The 14,822-nt window shown below is 65.6% G+C and carries 15 protein-coding genes; 11 read left to right on the forward strand and 4 right to left on the reverse strand.

From position 1 onward, the window contains the following. Positions 1-207 precede the first annotated feature (207 nt). The 5 genes from BLV94_RS18210 to BLV94_RS18230 all read left to right on the forward strand — a co-directional run bounded on the left by BLV94_RS18210 (position 208) and on the right by BLV94_RS18230 (position 4,065). On the forward strand, positions 208-1,212 hold the full coding sequence (locus tag BLV94_RS18210; RefSeq protein ID WP_072946804.1) for an isopenicillin N synthase family dioxygenase: 1,005 nt from the start codon (positions 208-210) through the stop codon (positions 1,210-1,212). Positions 1,213-1,375: 163 nt separating this feature from the next. Then, the gene (locus BLV94_RS18215; protein ID WP_083395603.1) at positions 1,376-2,398 is read left to right on the forward strand and encodes an Ldh family oxidoreductase; all 1,023 of its coding nucleotides are present in this window, start codon (positions 1,376-1,378) and stop codon (positions 2,396-2,398) included. Continuing rightward, complete coding sequence (locus BLV94_RS18220; protein ID WP_072946805.1) at positions 2,395-2,742, forward strand: cupin domain-containing protein; 348 nt, start codon at positions 2,395-2,397, stop codon at positions 2,740-2,742. Before BLV94_RS18215 ends, BLV94_RS18220 begins: the two co-directional genes overlap by 4 nt. Before the next feature lie 40 nt (positions 2,743-2,782). Next, positions 2,783-3,034, forward strand: coding sequence for a hypothetical protein (locus BLV94_RS18225; RefSeq protein ID WP_072946806.1), 252 nt, complete (start codon positions 2,783-2,785; stop codon positions 3,032-3,034). A 113-nt stretch (positions 3,035-3,147) separates the two neighbouring features. Beyond that, a complete protein-coding gene (locus BLV94_RS18230; RefSeq protein WP_072946807.1) occupies positions 3,148-4,065 on the forward strand; it encodes a LysR family transcriptional regulator in 918 nt (305 codons plus the stop codon). A gap of 119 nt (positions 4,066-4,184) precedes the next feature. Here BLV94_RS18230 and BLV94_RS18235 read toward each other — a convergent pair whose 3' ends face one another. Then, positions 4,185-5,357, reverse strand: coding sequence for an epoxide hydrolase family protein (locus BLV94_RS18235; protein WP_072946808.1), 1,173 nt, complete (start codon positions 5,355-5,357; stop codon positions 4,185-4,187). A 103-nt stretch (positions 5,358-5,460) separates the two neighbouring features. On the opposite strand from BLV94_RS18235, the gene BLV94_RS18240 reads away from it, so the two are divergent. Continuing rightward, the gene (locus tag BLV94_RS18240; protein WP_072946809.1) at positions 5,461-6,036 is read left to right on the forward strand and encodes a CGNR zinc finger domain-containing protein; all 576 of its coding nucleotides are present in this window, start codon (positions 5,461-5,463) and stop codon (positions 6,034-6,036) included. Between the two features lie 3 nt (positions 6,037-6,039). Here the strand turns inward: BLV94_RS18240 and BLV94_RS18245 are convergent, their stop codons facing one another. Next, complete coding sequence (locus tag BLV94_RS18245; protein WP_072946810.1) at positions 6,040-6,852, reverse strand: alpha/beta fold hydrolase; 813 nt, start codon at positions 6,850-6,852, stop codon at positions 6,040-6,042. Positions 6,853-6,914: 62 nt separating this feature from the next. Here BLV94_RS18245 and BLV94_RS18250 point away from each other — a divergent pair, with 62 nt between their 5' ends. Then, positions 6,915-7,580 (forward strand): TetR/AcrR family transcriptional regulator, encoded by a 666-nt coding sequence (locus tag BLV94_RS18250; protein ID WP_072946811.1) that lies wholly within the window; start codon positions 6,915-6,917, stop codon positions 7,578-7,580. Between the two features lie 24 nt (positions 7,581-7,604). On the opposite strand, the gene BLV94_RS18255 is transcribed toward BLV94_RS18250, so the two are convergent. After that, complete coding sequence (locus BLV94_RS18255) at positions 7,605-8,891, reverse strand: glutamate dehydrogenase (RefSeq protein WP_072946812.1); 1,287 nt, start codon at positions 8,889-8,891, stop codon at positions 7,605-7,607. Between the two features lie 186 nt (positions 8,892-9,077). Here BLV94_RS18255 and BLV94_RS18260 point away from each other — a divergent pair, with 186 nt between their 5' ends. Continuing rightward, positions 9,078-10,001 (forward strand): LysR family transcriptional regulator, encoded by a 924-nt coding sequence (locus BLV94_RS18260; protein ID WP_072946813.1) that lies wholly within the window; start codon positions 9,078-9,080, stop codon positions 9,999-10,001. A gap of 28 nt (positions 10,002-10,029) precedes the next feature. Here the strand turns inward: BLV94_RS18260 and BLV94_RS18265 are convergent, their stop codons facing one another. Continuing rightward, complete coding sequence (locus BLV94_RS18265; protein WP_244163627.1) at positions 10,030-10,503, reverse strand: GbsR/MarR family transcriptional regulator; 474 nt, start codon at positions 10,501-10,503, stop codon at positions 10,030-10,032. A 131-nt stretch (positions 10,504-10,634) separates the two neighbouring features. Here BLV94_RS18265 and BLV94_RS18270 point away from each other — a divergent pair, with 131 nt between their 5' ends. The 3 genes from BLV94_RS18270 to BLV94_RS18280 are packed head-to-tail and all read left to right on the forward strand — an operon-like array spanning position 10,635 to position 14,811. After that, positions 10,635-12,197, forward strand: a complete 1,563-nt coding sequence (locus tag BLV94_RS18270; RefSeq protein ID WP_072946815.1) for a GMC family oxidoreductase — start codon at positions 10,635-10,637, stop codon at positions 12,195-12,197. Between the two features lie 32 nt (positions 12,198-12,229). Continuing rightward, the gene (locus BLV94_RS18275) at positions 12,230-13,663 is read left to right on the forward strand and encodes an aldehyde dehydrogenase family protein (RefSeq protein ID WP_072946816.1); all 1,434 of its coding nucleotides are present in this window, start codon (positions 12,230-12,232) and stop codon (positions 13,661-13,663) included. Continuing rightward, positions 13,660-14,811 (forward strand): M20 family metallopeptidase, encoded by a 1,152-nt coding sequence (locus BLV94_RS18280; protein ID WP_072946817.1) that lies wholly within the window; start codon positions 13,660-13,662, stop codon positions 14,809-14,811. The genes BLV94_RS18275 and BLV94_RS18280 overlap by 4 nt, the downstream gene beginning before the upstream one ends. Positions 14,812-14,822: the final 11 nt, after the last annotated feature.

Here is a 14,822-nt window from a genome sequence, read left to right on the forward strand (position 1 = left end):
AACTATTTCTGGGTCGCGGCCCGACGTCACCGGGCATCGGCGCCAGCACCCTGACTGTGAAAATTTTTCGCACGGTTGCGTCAAGATTTATGCGCTTTACTGCTGCAGTGATCTGCGTAACCATTCATGTGTCGCCTTTGAGCGACCGCCCCGGCGGTCAGCCCGACACATCGGCTCATCAAACAAACAGACCCCAGGAGTAACTCCATGTCCGAAGCATCTGTCAACCGGTTCGCCAGCAAGCAGACCGCATTCCACGAGATCCCGGTCATCGATGTCGCAGCCCTTGTCGACGGCAGTGACCCCGAGGGCGTCGCGCGTCAGATCGGGGACTCGTGCGAGAAGGTCGGGTTCTTCTACGTGAAGAACCACGGTGTTCCCTCCGACCTCGTCAAGCGCATGTACGCAGTCACCGAAGAGTTCTTCGCCCTGCCCGAGGATGTGAAGGACAACGTGCACGTCGCGAAGTCCGGGCCGACGGTGCGCGGCTACATCCCGCCGTCCGCCGAGAATGCGGACCAGGACAAGAAGACCGCAGATCTCAAGGAGGCCTTCGACTACGGCGCGAAGCAGGACACCGTGGCGCCGTTCTTCGGACCGAACCTGATGCCGGCAGACTTCCCCGAGTTCGAGGCGACCTGCGACGAGTACTACGCCGCGATGCGGACCCTGGCCCGCAAACTGGTCAGTGGATTCGCAATCAGTCTGGGGCTCGAACCCGACTACTTCGAGCGCATTCAGACCAACCCGATCACCATCCAGCGACTCCTGCACTACCCGCCGCAGAACCCGGACGACGACCAGGCGATCGGCATCGGTGCCCACACCGACAAGGGAATCCTCACCATCCTCTCCCAGGACAACATCGGCGGTCTGCAGGTGCAGAACAAGGACGGCGAGTGGATCACCGCCCCGCCCGTCGAGGACGCCTTCGTCATCAACATCGGCGACCTGGTCGCGAAGATGACCAACGGGAAGTACTCGTCGACGGTCCACCGTGTGGTGAACGAGAGCGGCGCCGAGCGCTACTCGGTCGCGTTCTTCATCGATCTCGATTTCGACGCGCCGGTCGAGACGCTGCCGACCTGTGTCGATGCCGAACACCCGGCCGACCCGAACCCGTTCACCTGCGGCGAGTACAAGACCCAGTGGTTCACGCACGTGTACCCGCACCTGCGGGACGAGCCCGAGATCCTGACCGCCCACGCCTGACCGGCACCCGGCAGTGGGCTTCGACAGTAGTCGAGGCCCACTGCAGCCTGTTCTACCGAGACCGCATCGGTCCAATCCAGATGCGAGCGGCCGTATTCGGAGCCATCCAGTGGAAACAGCGCGGCCCCACCACACACCACAGACAACGAAGGAGACACCACGCATGACGGCATTGCTCGAGCTGCCGGTCCCGCGAGAGGAGGTCGCCCGACTCGCCGAGAACGCGATGAAACGTGCAGGGGCATCGGAGGAAGTAGCCGAACTACTCGTCGACGCCGCCCTATTCGCCGAGGACCGGGGCATGCGCGGAGTCGGCGTCGCTCACCTTCTCGACTATCTTCACGCCATCGACGATGGCCGTCTGGATGCGGCTGCAATACCTACAGTGGACCGACTCGCGCCTGCCATCCTCTCCTGCAACGCTCACGGAGGGCCGTTCCACACGGGATTCGGTGCGGCGATCGACGATCTCGTCGCAGCGGCACGGTCCGAGGGGGTGGCGATGTTCCTGCAGTCGGGAGCATTCGCCGGTGGCCAGCTCGGGTGGTTCACCGAGCGCCTGTCGACGCACGGTCTCGTGGCGCTCGGCGCTATCAACTCCAACGCGCTTCTCGCCACTGCGCCCGGCACCGGTCGCGTATTGGGCACGAACCCGATGTCGTACTCGTTCCCCCGGCCGGCAGGCGAGGTCATGACCGTCGACCAGTCGTCAAGCGCGGCCGCGTACGTCAACGTCCGCGAGGCGGCGGCGCACGGTCGGCCGATCCCCGAGGGATGGGCGATCGACGCCGCCGGCAAACCGACGACCGACCCCGAAGCTGCGCTGGATGGGGCCATGCTCCCGTTCGGCGGCTACAAGGGTGCCAACATCGCATGGATGGTCGAGTTGCTTGCGGGTATGTCGGGCGGGAACTGGTCGATCGACGCCCCGTCCTTCGACGCAGGCGCGGAGAATCCCGGGGTCGGGATGTTCATACTGGCGATCGACGTGAGCAAGCTCCAGCACGACTTCGTCTCGAGGGCGGATGCGCACGTGTGCCGGCTGGGCGCGCAGGGCGTCCGCACGCCGGGCACTTCGCGGGTGGAGCCTCTCTCTGTAATCTCGCTGCGCACCACTGTCCTCGAAGCGCTGCGGGCACGCGCGGCGAAGCAGTTTCCCACAAATCATCAAGGAGCACGATCATGACGACGGACACCCCGTACATCATTCGGCAGGACGACGCTGAGGTCTTCTACGAGGGCCCAGAACTGTGTCGGGAGTACTTCCGCAACGACGCGATGTGGTTCGGTACTTCCACGGTTCAGCCGGGCGACACCGGTGATGTGGATCAGGGTCACGCGGGTACTTGGGAGGTGTTCTTCTGTGTCTCCGGCGAGGGGTACCTCGACGACGGCTCGAACGAGTACTTCCTCGAGGCAGGTGACGCGTGGGCCGTGCCGCCCACCGTTCCCCACCGCATCCACAACCGCAGTGCAGCCCCGGTCGTCATGGCCTGGGCTGGTGGCCCAACTCTGCCATCGGAGAAGTGACTCGGCGGAAGACCCTGTTCCCAACCTCGAAGGACCATCCATGACCATGAGCACCAGTTCACCTGCTCGCCCGGGATCCTTCATCCGAAGGCTCAACCCGTGCGGACACCGCACCGGCCAATGGGCCCAGATACTCACCACATCAACCGCACACGACCAGGAACACTTCCTCGTCATCTACCACGACAGCGAAACCGAACTACTTCCGGCTGAATCCCTCGGACATCACTACGAATTCGGCCCAGCACCCGCCCAGTGGAACTCCCGAATCGACACCCGTGGAAAGGGATAGCTGCTCTCGCTCCCACCCGGAAGCAGTGAGGAACCTGCACAAGGGCGGCGGCGCACGAGGTACTGCATCTATTGTTGATCGGGTGAAGGCACTACTCGAGTTCGGACGGTCCGATGCTTGACCCCAGGCTCAAGATCCTGCAGGCAGTCGATTACTACGGCACTGTCACAGCCGCTGCGGCGGCCCTCTCATACACTCCATCGGCGATCTCGTACCAACTGCGCCAGTTGTCGGAGCTACTCGGGGTCGAATTGATCGAGCCCTCGGGCCGCGGCATCAAACTCACACCGGCTGCACGCACCGTGTTACGGCACGCCGCCATCATGCGGGCTCAGTGGGAGTTAGCCCAGAGCGAGCTCGCAGAAACGGTGGACGAGCCGTCCGGCCCGTACACCTTGTGTGGGTTTTCAACGGCGTCAACACAATTACTGCCTTATGCCGGCAAAACTCTACGCGATCGCCATCCCCGCCTCCGCGTGCGTCTGGTTCAGGCCGATCCCGCCGAATGCTTCAGGCTGCTGCAGATGGAGGAGGCGGACCTCGCCCTGGTGATGGTGACCGCGGACTCCCCTCCCCTGGACGATCTCCGCTTTGATCAACAGTTGCTGGTGGACGACCCGTTGGATCTGGTCGTGCCCGCGAATCATCCATTGACATCCCGCCGACGAGTCACGCTCGCCGACGCCGCTGACGAGCCCTGGGTGGTCGGGACCCCTGGTGGGGCATACCACCAACTCACCGTGACCGCCTGCGTCGCAGCTGGATTCACACCCAACATCGCTCACCAGGCCGACGAGTGGGAGACCGGTGCGGCAATAGTTTCTCAGGATATGGGGGTCATGCTCGTGCCACGGCTGTGGCTACTGAGTTCGGAGTGGGCAGTCACCCGAATCAGGTTGTCAGGTGAACCTGTGCCCGCCCGCAAGATCGTTGCCGCCACTCGCAAGGGCGCCGCACGTCATCCGCTCGTCGCAGAGACACTCGAACTCGTCAAAGCACGATGCGAAACCCTGTACTCGACTCCACCCTGAGGTTCCGGAAGTGCGCCGTACATCGCGTTGCAACTGTCCGGCGCGTCGACTGCGGTCGCCTGGATGGGAACGCATTGCGCGCCTGGAGCGGCTGGTCACAAGGGTCGACCCCGCCGCGTTCACCGATTGGCGGCCAGCACTGCCGCGAGGCCTTCTTGCAGGTCCTTGACGAAATACTCCGGAACCTCCAGCGAGGGGAAATGTCCCCCGGTTTCGGGCGACCTCCATCGGACGATGTGTCGGTACCGCTCTTGTGCCCAGGGGCGCGGGCACTTCTCGATGTCGCGGGGATACATGGTGATTGCCGACGGGACGTCGACCCGGAGTTCGGGATCGAGCGAGTTGTGGCTTTCGTAGTAGATGCGGGCCGCCGATGCGCCGGTCCGCGTCAGCCAGTACAGGGTGACGTCGTCGAGAATTCTGTCTCTGGACATCGTCTCGAACGGGCTGTCTTCGGTGTCCGACCACTCGGCGAATTTGTCCAGGATCCAGGCGAGCAGCCCGACCGGCGAGTCGACGAGCGAGTAACCGATGGTCTGCGGTCGGGTCGCCTGCTGCTTCGCATACGCCGCGCGGTGGTGCCAGAAATCGCGGGTTTCCTCGGTCCACTTGCGCTCGACCGCCGTCAGCCCGTCCGTCGTCAAACCGGGTGGTGCCTCCGCGAACAATGTGTGGATGCCGAGAACGTGCGCCGGGAACCGGCCGCCGAGGACCGTGGTGATGTTGCCTCCCCAGTCGCCGCCGTGGGCTGCGAACTTGCTGTAGCCGAGCCGTCCCATCAGTTCTACCCATGCGGCCGCGATCTTTTCGGTTCCCCACCCGGTGGTGGCAGGCTTGTCGCTGTAACCGAATCCCGGCAGCGACGGGACGACGACGTGGAACGCCGGCGCGTCTGCATCTTTCGGATCGGCCAGCTCGTCTACGACATCGACGAACTCGGCAATGCTGCCGGGCCAGCCGTGCGTCAGGATCAGCGGAGTGGCATCTGCGCGCGCGGATCGGCGGTGCAGGAAGTGGATTCCCAGATCGTCGATGGTCGTGCGGAACTGGCCGATCCGGTTGAGGCGTTCTTCGAACGACCGCCAGTTGTACCCGGTGCGCCAGTAGTCCACGACGTCGACGAGGTCGGCGAGAGGAACGCCCTGTTCCCATCGGCGAGGGCCGGGCGCGGCGCGATAGACCGTCTCGGCCTCCGGTAGTCGCGCCGCGGCCAGTCGCGCGCGCAGATCGTCGAGGTCGGCGTCGGGTGCGTGGGCTTCGAATGCGTGGACGTCGCTGGTTAGGCGGGGCATGAGACCTCCTGGTCACCGTGGAACCGGCTAGGAACTTTTGCGAACCGTCTAAGCCGGTTCTAGCACGCCTTCATGCCGTCGCGCAACCAGCTAAGGTGGTTCCATGCGTGCCGAGTTCCCCGACTTCCGCCTCGGTAGCGTGCTGGCGACCAGCTTCACGGCGACTCTGACGGAGCGTCGCGGCGACGCCGTGGAGCGCATTCCCACGCCGCAGCGACTCGTCGACTGGCTGGCAGTGAGCGGCCTCGCCGTGGACTCCTGCACCGCCGCCCAGCTCGACCTCGCTCGGGAACTGCGGGAGGCGATTCACGCCGCCGCGACTGCGGCCGCGATACACGAACCTCTCCCCGCATCCGCTGTCCACGTCATCAATGACCGCAGCGCTCAGGGCCGGGCCGCAGCGATCCTGACGCCCGAGGGCAATCGTCGATGGCGGCTCAGCTCGGCGTCGTGCGTGGAAGATGCCCTGGGCGTGATCGCCGCCGACGCGATCAGCATCATCGCAGGCGAACGAGACGGAAAATTGGCCCTGTGCGCATCGCCGACCTGCCAGGCCGCCTTCTTCGACACCAGCCAAAGTCGCACCCGCAAATGGTGTGACATGAATACGTGCGGGAATCGCCAGAAGAAGGCGCGCTTCACTGCCAACCAGCGCAAGAACCCCAGATCAGCGGACTGATCGTTACCTTGACGCCGTAGATCCGAAGAAGGCCGCGAACGTCCGGATCAGCTGGGCCGGGGCGCGGTTGATGCCGTCATGGCCCCCGCGGACCGCTGCTGCACGGGCGTGGGGCAGTGCAGCAGCAAGTGCATCGTTGAGTTGTTCGTAATAGGGCGGTCCGTCCGCACCCCTCAGCAACAGAACCTCCGCAGTCACCCCCGCCCAGCGACTCGGCGGACCGTCGGCGCGTGCGATTGCCTGCGACTCGTCCAACGTCATGGGCAACAAGGCACCCATGGTGCGCCCGACGGGAGTGCGCAACAACAGTCGGCTCATAGCGATCTGCACCCCCAGTGGCAGGGCGCTCGCCCGCGACTGGGTGTTGATGCCGGCCCCGGTGATCGCCATCGCGCGTGCAACGTCGCCGTCCCGGGCCGCTGCCCTGGCGCTGTCCAGCCACTGCGCGGGGAAGAGACCGTTCACGGACACTGCTGCGTCGTAGAGCGCGAGACGCACGATGGGCAGTTGCAGGGCCGCCGTCAGGGCGATGAACCCACCACTGCTGTGGCCGATAACGTCAGTTGCGCCGGTGTGTTCGAGCACCGTCCGCAGGTCGTCGACGTCCTGCTGAACGTCGTAGGGCTCCGAACGGGGCGGCGCATCTGCGCGTCCGCGTCGGTTATAGAGATGCACGGTGAAGCTATCCGACAGTTTGCGCGCCAGTCGGCGATAGGAATCGATCGTCACCCCGCCGCCATGAACGACCACCAGAGCAGGGCCGTCACCAACTGTGTGCAGGACGACGTCGCCCGCTCGTTCAACCCGCTCTTGCATCGCTGCCTCCCTGAATGCGTGCACAACAATAGCAAACAGTGTTCGCAGTTTAGGATTGTGAGGTGAGCGACGACCCACACCGACCCCACGAACACAATGCCTCCGCCAGGGAGACACCGCCGCGCCGACGAGGTCCGGTCCCCGCGCACAGCCGCGACGACATCGCTGCCGCCGCAATAACACTCACGGATCACGAAGGCTTGGCCGGTCTGTCCATGCGGGCCGTTGCCGCATCGCTGGGTACCGGTGCAGCGTCGCTGTACCGGTACGTGGCATCGCGGGACGAACTTCTCGCGCTGATGACCGATCACGTCATGCGCGAGCTCCGCCCGTACCCAGCCGGCCATGATCAGTGGTTGGACGCCATGCTCGAGATGTCACGTCGACAGTTGCACCTGTATCGGCGTCACTCCTGGCTCGTCGACGTCACCCAGCAATCGCCCGCCTTCGGTCCCGAAGCCCTGGCCTGGCTGGACCACTGCCTGCAGGTACTCGAACCAGTCACGGCCTCCAGTCGGGCAAAATTTGAAGCGATCGCGATGGCGACGGGAGTCACGACGTTGTTCGCTCGCAGCGAGCTCGCTTCACAGCCCGCACTTCCCCCGATCGACAGCCATACGTATCCGCACGTGGCCAGGGCGATCTCCGCTGACGCAACTCCTGCGCCCACCGATCGGGACCTCTTCGAGGATGCCTTGCGCAGCCTCCTGGTCGGTCTGCTGTCCTGAGAACGGAGTCGTTGGCCGGACCGTTTACGGGATGGTGAGCGGCACTGCCAGAGGATCGCCCGGTGCCGGCGCGCGGCGGTTGGCCGCGACGAGGTCCCACGCAGTGTGCCGCGGCGTCACGCCGTCCAGCATCCATTGGCCGAGCAGCAACGCGACCTTGGCCAGCATCTCGGTACGCAACCGCAGGAATGAGTCCTCCGGGTCGGTGCCGACCTGACCGAGCAGTACCCACCAGGCCCAGGCGACTGCTCCGGCATTGGCAACGAAGTCCGGGACCACCGGAATGCCCCGGCCGGTGAGCACCGTCTCGGCCTGCGGGGTTGTCGCGGCATTCGCAGCTTCGATCACGACTTTCGCGGCGACGTGGTCGACGTTGTCCGTCGTGATCGCATAGGAGATCGCGGCCGGGACGAGGATGTCTGCCGCAGTGGCGATCACAGCCGCGCGCGGCAACCGCTGAACATGCGAGGGGACGCGGGAGCGGTCGATCTCGCCGTAGCCGTTCCGCAGGTCGAGCAGCGCGGGAACGTCCAGGCCGTCGGGGCAGTACAGCGTGCCGACGGCGTCGGCGACAGCAACCACGCGCATACCGGCCTCGTGCAGGTACCAGGCCGCGCCGCCCCCCATGGTGCCGATGCCCTGGATTGCCACCGTGGTGTCGGCCGGAGCCCATCCACTTGCATTCACGGTACCGATGCAGGCCTGCGCGACTCCGTAACCGCCGATCACATCGCCCAGCAGAAAACCGCCGGCCACCGGGGCGTTCAACGCGGCCCGCACCCGGCGCAGAGTCCTCTGCGGATCTTCCGCACGGCTGATCGCCGCATGGTAGGACTGCTGAAGACCCAGCCGCGCGAAGACGTCGTCGATCAGATGCTGCGGCACCCCCAGATCCTCTGCGGTCACCCAGTGCGCGTCCAGCCACGGGCGCATCGCCTGACAGAACCGCTCCAGAACACCGACGGCGCGGGGGTCCTTCGGGTCGAAGTCGATGCCGCCCTTCGCGCCGCCGACGGGCAGGTCGAAAACCGCGGTCTTGGCAGCCATGCCGCCGGCCAGGTCCTCCACCTCCGACATCGTGCAGCCTGCCCGCATGCGGGTGCCCCCGGTGGCCAGGTCGGACACCAACGTGTGCACGACGAGATAGCCCTGAGCTCCGGTGACCGGATCGGACCAGGTCATACGCAGCAGGGGCTCACCACTGCGCACGGTCGCCACATCGACCCGACGCTGCGGCGCAGTGTTCTCACGGTGGTCGTACTCACGGTGCTCGGGGGTGCGCCCGAACCCGGATTCCGTCGTCGTCGTCACCTCGAGTTACCCCAATCGTTCTCGGAAGATCATCGCCGTTTCGGCCATTCGGCCGATGACGTCAGAGTGCGCTCCCCGGTGACCGGGCGTCCAGTTAAGAATCTTGAATGATTGCGTTCACGCTTTCTACACAGCGCGACGCGTGGTCCGATTGGACGGTTCGGACCGGATGCATAGGCTGGGGGCATGGAGCTGTCTCTGCGCCGGTTGCGGATGCTTCGGGAGTTGCACCGCCGAGGCACCGTGACAGCCGCCGCGCAGGCCTTGCACTACACCACGTCCGCGGTATCCCAACAGCTCACCCAGCTCGAACGCGACGTCGGCGCAAAGCTATTCGAGCGGCGTGGTCGGCGGGTACAACTCACGGAGATCGGCCTGCTCCTCGCCGAGCACGCTGAGGAGATCATGCGATCGGTGGACCGCGCGACCTCCGCCCTCGAGCAAACGCAGGAGGGCGTCACCGCCCGATTGACCGTTGGCGTGTGGGCGTCCGTCGCGTCGGGCCTGCTGCCGAGTGCGCTGTCGTTGCTGGCCGCCGAACATCCCGGCATCGAGGTGCGGACGAAAGAACTCGCGCCGGAGGACACCGCAGTCGCAGTACGGGACGGCTCGCTGGACTTCTCGTTCGTGATCAACTATTCCGACTACCCGATGCCGTGGGACCCGGAGTTGACCAGAGTGGTGATCGCGGTGGAGCGACTGCACGCAGCGCTGCCACCGGGAACGGTGTCCGCCAGAACCATGGCGTTGGCGGACCTCGCCGAGCATCCCTGGATCCTCGCGGGACCCACTTCGCATTTCGGCCGCGCGGTGCGCTCGGCCTGTCAGCGTTGCGGATTCGAACCCAAGATCAACCATGAGGTCGGCGAGCAGGCGACGGCACTCGCGATGGTGTCCGCGGGCCTGGGGGTCACCCTCGTCTCCGATCTCGGATTGACGCTGCGCCCGCCGGGCATGGACGTCGTCGCGCTCACCGAACCGGTCATGCGGACGATCTCCATCGCCCATCGGGGGACGGAAGCACACCGCCAGCCGCTGCAACTGGTGATCGACGCCGTGCGGGCCGCGGCGGCCGCACAGGGGCTCGCTGCGCGGTCGCCGTACCCATAGCCGACGACGACGACGCCTGCCTGTCGGGTCAGGGTTGCGCAGCGTTGAACGCGGCCGTGTACTCCGCAAGGAGCGACTCGAGTCGGCTGACCATGAAGCTGTAGTACTCGTGCATCGCGTGGAAGCGGGCGCGCTGTTCGGGCGGGAGGTCCTCTCCCCGGGTTCGGGCACTCTCCGCCAGCGCCAGCAGTTCGGTGGTCTGCTCGAGTTGGTGCTGTAAGCATCCGATCCAGGCATCGTCGCGCCAACGGTAGACGAACTGGCGACTTCCGGGCTCCTTGAATCGTTCGACGGTGCCGGTGGTCATGAGCAACCGAGTTGTCTCCGACACCGATCCCTTGCTCGCATCGAGCGCATCCTGCAATTGCGCCATGGTCATCGGCGCCTCGCTGAGGATCAGCACGCCCGCGGCTCGACCCGCCATGGGGGGCCAGCCCATCGCACCGCCGATATGCACACCGAAGTCCTCGATGAGGGAAGCCCTCTTGTCGCTGTCGGACACCGCCACCTCCATTCGATCAATTTAAAATGAACATTCACTCTTGACTGAATCCTTCGCCTACGGAATCCTACTCGGCAGGACCCGGGCGCTCCCGGAGACCTCATTCGCGCAACTCGTTACGGAGGTTTGTTGTGACCGAAACAGGCTGGGACGTCATCGTGGTGGGTGCAGGTTCGGCGGGGGCCGCGCTCGCGGTCCGATCCGCCGAAAAAGGCAAGCGGGTCCTGCTCCTCGAGGCAGGACCGGACTATCGCTCCGCGCACATGCACGAGGCGTGGCGGTCACCCAACCCGATCAGAGCACTGCTCGACCCGACGGCGACCGAAAATCTGGTCTGGTCGGGGCTCGACGCGGCGCGGACAGAGAAACAAGAGCCTGCACCCTACTGGCGAGGTCGAGGGGTCGGCGGCAGCTCCTCGATCAACGGACAGATCGCGATTCGACCCCCGGTAGAGGACTTCGACGATTGGGTCAGCTGGGGTTGCGCGGGTTGGGGACCCGACGACGTCCTGCCGTACTTCGCCAAGCTCGAGGACGACGAAGAGTACGGCGACGAGGCCTATCACGGCCGAGGTGGACCGACTCCGATTTGCCGCATGCCCCAGGAGAATTGGGGATCCGTCGATACCGCGCTGAGCACGGCTGCACTGTCCGCCGGGCATGCTTGGGCCCCGGACGTCAATGCGCCCCACGCGATAGGAGTCTCGCCCTACCCGATCAACTCACGATCCGGGCGCCGAGTATCCGTCAACGACGCCTACCTCGAGGCCGCACGCGAATCCTCGACCCTGACGATCCGCGGCAACGCCCTGGTCGACCACGTGCTCTTCGCCGGAGTCCGCGCGATCGGCGTCCGGACCATCGTCGACGGCACCGCTGTGACGGAGCACGCCGACGAGGTGATACTCAGCGCCGGCGCGGTCCACTCTCCGGCGATTCTCATGCGCTCCGGAATCGGACCGTCCGGGCATCTGCGCTCGGTGGGGATCGAGGTGCGCCACGATCTTCCGGTCGGTCGAGGTCTGCAAGACCATCCGATGGCGGTGGTGTCGATCCCCCTGATCGACGAGGCAGGGATCCAAAGCCCGGACGACCGGCACACCAACGTCTGCGTCCGCTACACGAGCGAGCCCGGCGCCCCCACCGGCGACATGATGTTCGTGTCGCAGAATCAGAATGTCGTCGCCATGGCCAACCCTGACATGCGTGCGCTGGCAGGTGCGTTCGGTGTCTGGGTGAACCAGGCGTACTCCCGCGGTGTGTTGACGCTGACCTCGGCCGACCCGGCGTATCAACCCCAGGTTCACACCCGGATGCTCTCCGACGAGCGGGACCTGTCCCGTTTGCGCGACGGGATTCGCAACCTGGTCGAACTCGCCCGCGACCCGGCGGTCGCCGCCATCACGCATGGGCCGCTCGTTACCGAGAACAGGGCCCTGTTCTCGGTGCTCGACAGTGACAGCGAGCTCGACGACTACTTGCTCGCGACCGTGAGCGATGTCCAGCACGCCACCAGTACGTGCCGAATGGGTGCAACCGGAAGCGCGGACACCGTGGTCGATCCGTCCTGTCGGGTCCTCGGAACCGACGGGCTGCGGGTGGTCGACGCATCGATATTTCCGTCCGTCCCGCGGGCCAACACCAACCTGACAGCGATCATGGTCGGCGAGCTCATGGCCGACCGCATCCGCTAACTCGTAATCACAGGGAAGGCAGTACCTTTCACATGAAGACCTTGCAGAACTTGATCGGTGGAAAATGGGTGGACTCCCACAGCGTGTCGCTGCATGATGTGGTGAACCCCGCCACCGAAGAGGTGATCGCACACTACCCCGGAGGATCGGCCGACGACGTCGACCGCGCCGTCGAGGCGGCAGTCGAGGCGCAGCCCGGGTGGGCGGAGTTGCCGGTCGCCGAACGGGTGGAATACCTGACACGGTGGGCCGCGGAGATCGCCGAACACGCCGAGGAACTCGCGGAGCTCGAATGTCAGGAAATGGGAAAGCCGGTCGCCCTCGGCAGAACCTTCATCGAAGGTGGTGTCCAGGGGTTTCGGACCGCGGTTCACGAGGCTCTGACCTATCCCTTCGTCGAAACCCTCCCCTGCGCGGACGGCGGCGGAACGACGATCCTGCGTCACCCGCTCGGCGCCACCGCCGTCATCACCCCGTGGAACTTCCCCGTGCCGATGGTGCTGGGGGCGCTCGGGCCGCTCCTCGCCTCAGGCAACACCGTCGTGGTCAAGCCGTCCGAACGCTCACCACTGTCCACCGCCCGGCTGTTCGAGCTCTCGACGCTGCCTCCAGGCGTGGTCAACCTCGTCCTCGGTGACGCCCGAGCCGGGGCACCGCTCGTCGAGCATGGGCAGATCCGGCTGGTGCACTTCACGGGTTCCGTCGAGGCCGGCCGCCGGATCGGCGCTGGAACCGGTGGGCGATTGTGCCGGTCGATCCTGGAACTCGGCGGCAAGGACCCGGTCATCGTCGACTCCGGGGTCGATCCTGTCGCAACCGCCGCCGCGATCGCCTTCGGTGCGTTCGTCAACACCGGACAGATCTGCACGTCCATGGAACGCATCTACGTCCACCAGGACATCGCCGAGGCGTTCGTCGACGCCCTGGTCGACATTGCATCCACCTACACCCTCGGTGACGGCCACGACGCCGAAACCGTGCTGGGGCCGTTGGTCGATGCACGCCAACGCGACATCGTCCACGGGCACGTCACCGATGCCGTCGAGCGTGGCGCTCGTGTCCGCATCGGCGGCGTGATCCCGAAGCGGAAGGGGTTCTTCTACCCAGCAACAGTGCTCACCGACGTCGACGACTCCATGCTGGTGATGACCGAGGAAACGTTCGGCCCGCTCGCCCCGATCGTTGTCGTCTCCTCGTTCGGGGAGGCGCTCGAGCGCGCCGGCTCGTCACGCTTTGCGCTCGGGGCCACCGTCTACACGCACAACCCCGACCACGCCGCCGCAGCCGCCGGCATCCCTGCCGGGGTGACGTGGATCAACCAGTGGCAGGGCGGTGGCCCGGAGAGGCTCTACGAGCCCGCAGGCGACAGCGGCATGGGTGCAACGGGCGCCCGAGCCGCGTACGACGCCGCAACCCGGCCCGCATCGATTCACACTGCCCCCGCACCTGCGTCCACGCGCTCATGACCCCGGCTGCCGTCGGAGCGAAGGCTGCTGTCGAGAACAGGATCCGACGGTGCGAACGGACACTCCTGAGGTTGTCTCACCGCATCCACGCGAACCCTGAACTGGGATTCGAAGAATACCGAGCCAGCGAGTGGGTCGCCGACGAACTCCGCAGCGGGGGATTCGAGGTGCAGCGCGGCTGCTACGACCTGCCCACGGCGGTGCGCGCCACCATCGGATCGGGTCCGGTGCATGTCGGAATCTGCGCCGAGTACGACGCTCTCCCCGAGATCGGGCACGCGTGCGGCCACAACATCATCGCCGCAGCCGGCGTCGGTGCCGCCCTGGGCCTGGCCGACTTCGTCGACGACTTGGGGTTGACCGTCACACTCCTCGGCACCCCTGCCGAAGAGGGCGGCGGCGGAAAGATCCTCCTGCTCGAACGCGGAGCCTTCGACGGGCTCCACGCGGCGATGATGGTCCACCCCGCCGCCGTCGAGATGGCGGCGATGCCCGGCACGGCTGTTTCCCAGTTCGAAGTAACGTACACAGGCAAGCCCGCCCATGCCGGGGCCTATCCCGATTTGGGGGTCAATGCCGCCGACGCAATTCTCATCGCGCAGGTAGCGATAGGCCAACTGCGACAACAAACTCGGGGAACCGACCGAATTCAAGGCATCGTCACCGATGCCGGCACCGCCGTCAACGTGATCCCGGACAGTGCGGCCGGACGCTGGATCGTCCGTTCCGATACCGCGGAGGCACTCGCCACACTCACTGCGCGCGTGAAACGCTGCTTCGAGGCCGGGGCACTGGCCACCGGATGTGCAATGTCGATCACGCCCAGCGGACCCGACTACGCGGATTTGCGTCCGGACGCCACTCTGCTTGCCCTGTACCGCGCGAATGCAGAAGCCCTCGGTCGCAGCTTTCCTGACCTACCGGACGGAATGTCGGGTGCCGCGACCGACATGGGTAACGTCTCTCACGCCGTGCCCACCATTCATCCCATGCTCGGCCTGGACTGTGACCCCGCGGTCAACCACCAACCTGAATTCGCCGCCGCCTGCGTCGGTCCGGCAGCCGACAGAGCCATTCTCGACGGAGCCATCGCAATGGCCTGGACCGCAGCGGATTTCGCAGAACAGCATCTGGCGATTCCTCACTGATTCACAAGAAG

Source organism: Rhodococcus koreensis, assembly GCF_900105905.1.
GTDB lineage: Bacteria > Actinomycetota > Actinomycetes > Mycobacteriales > Mycobacteriaceae > Rhodococcus_F > Rhodococcus_F koreensis.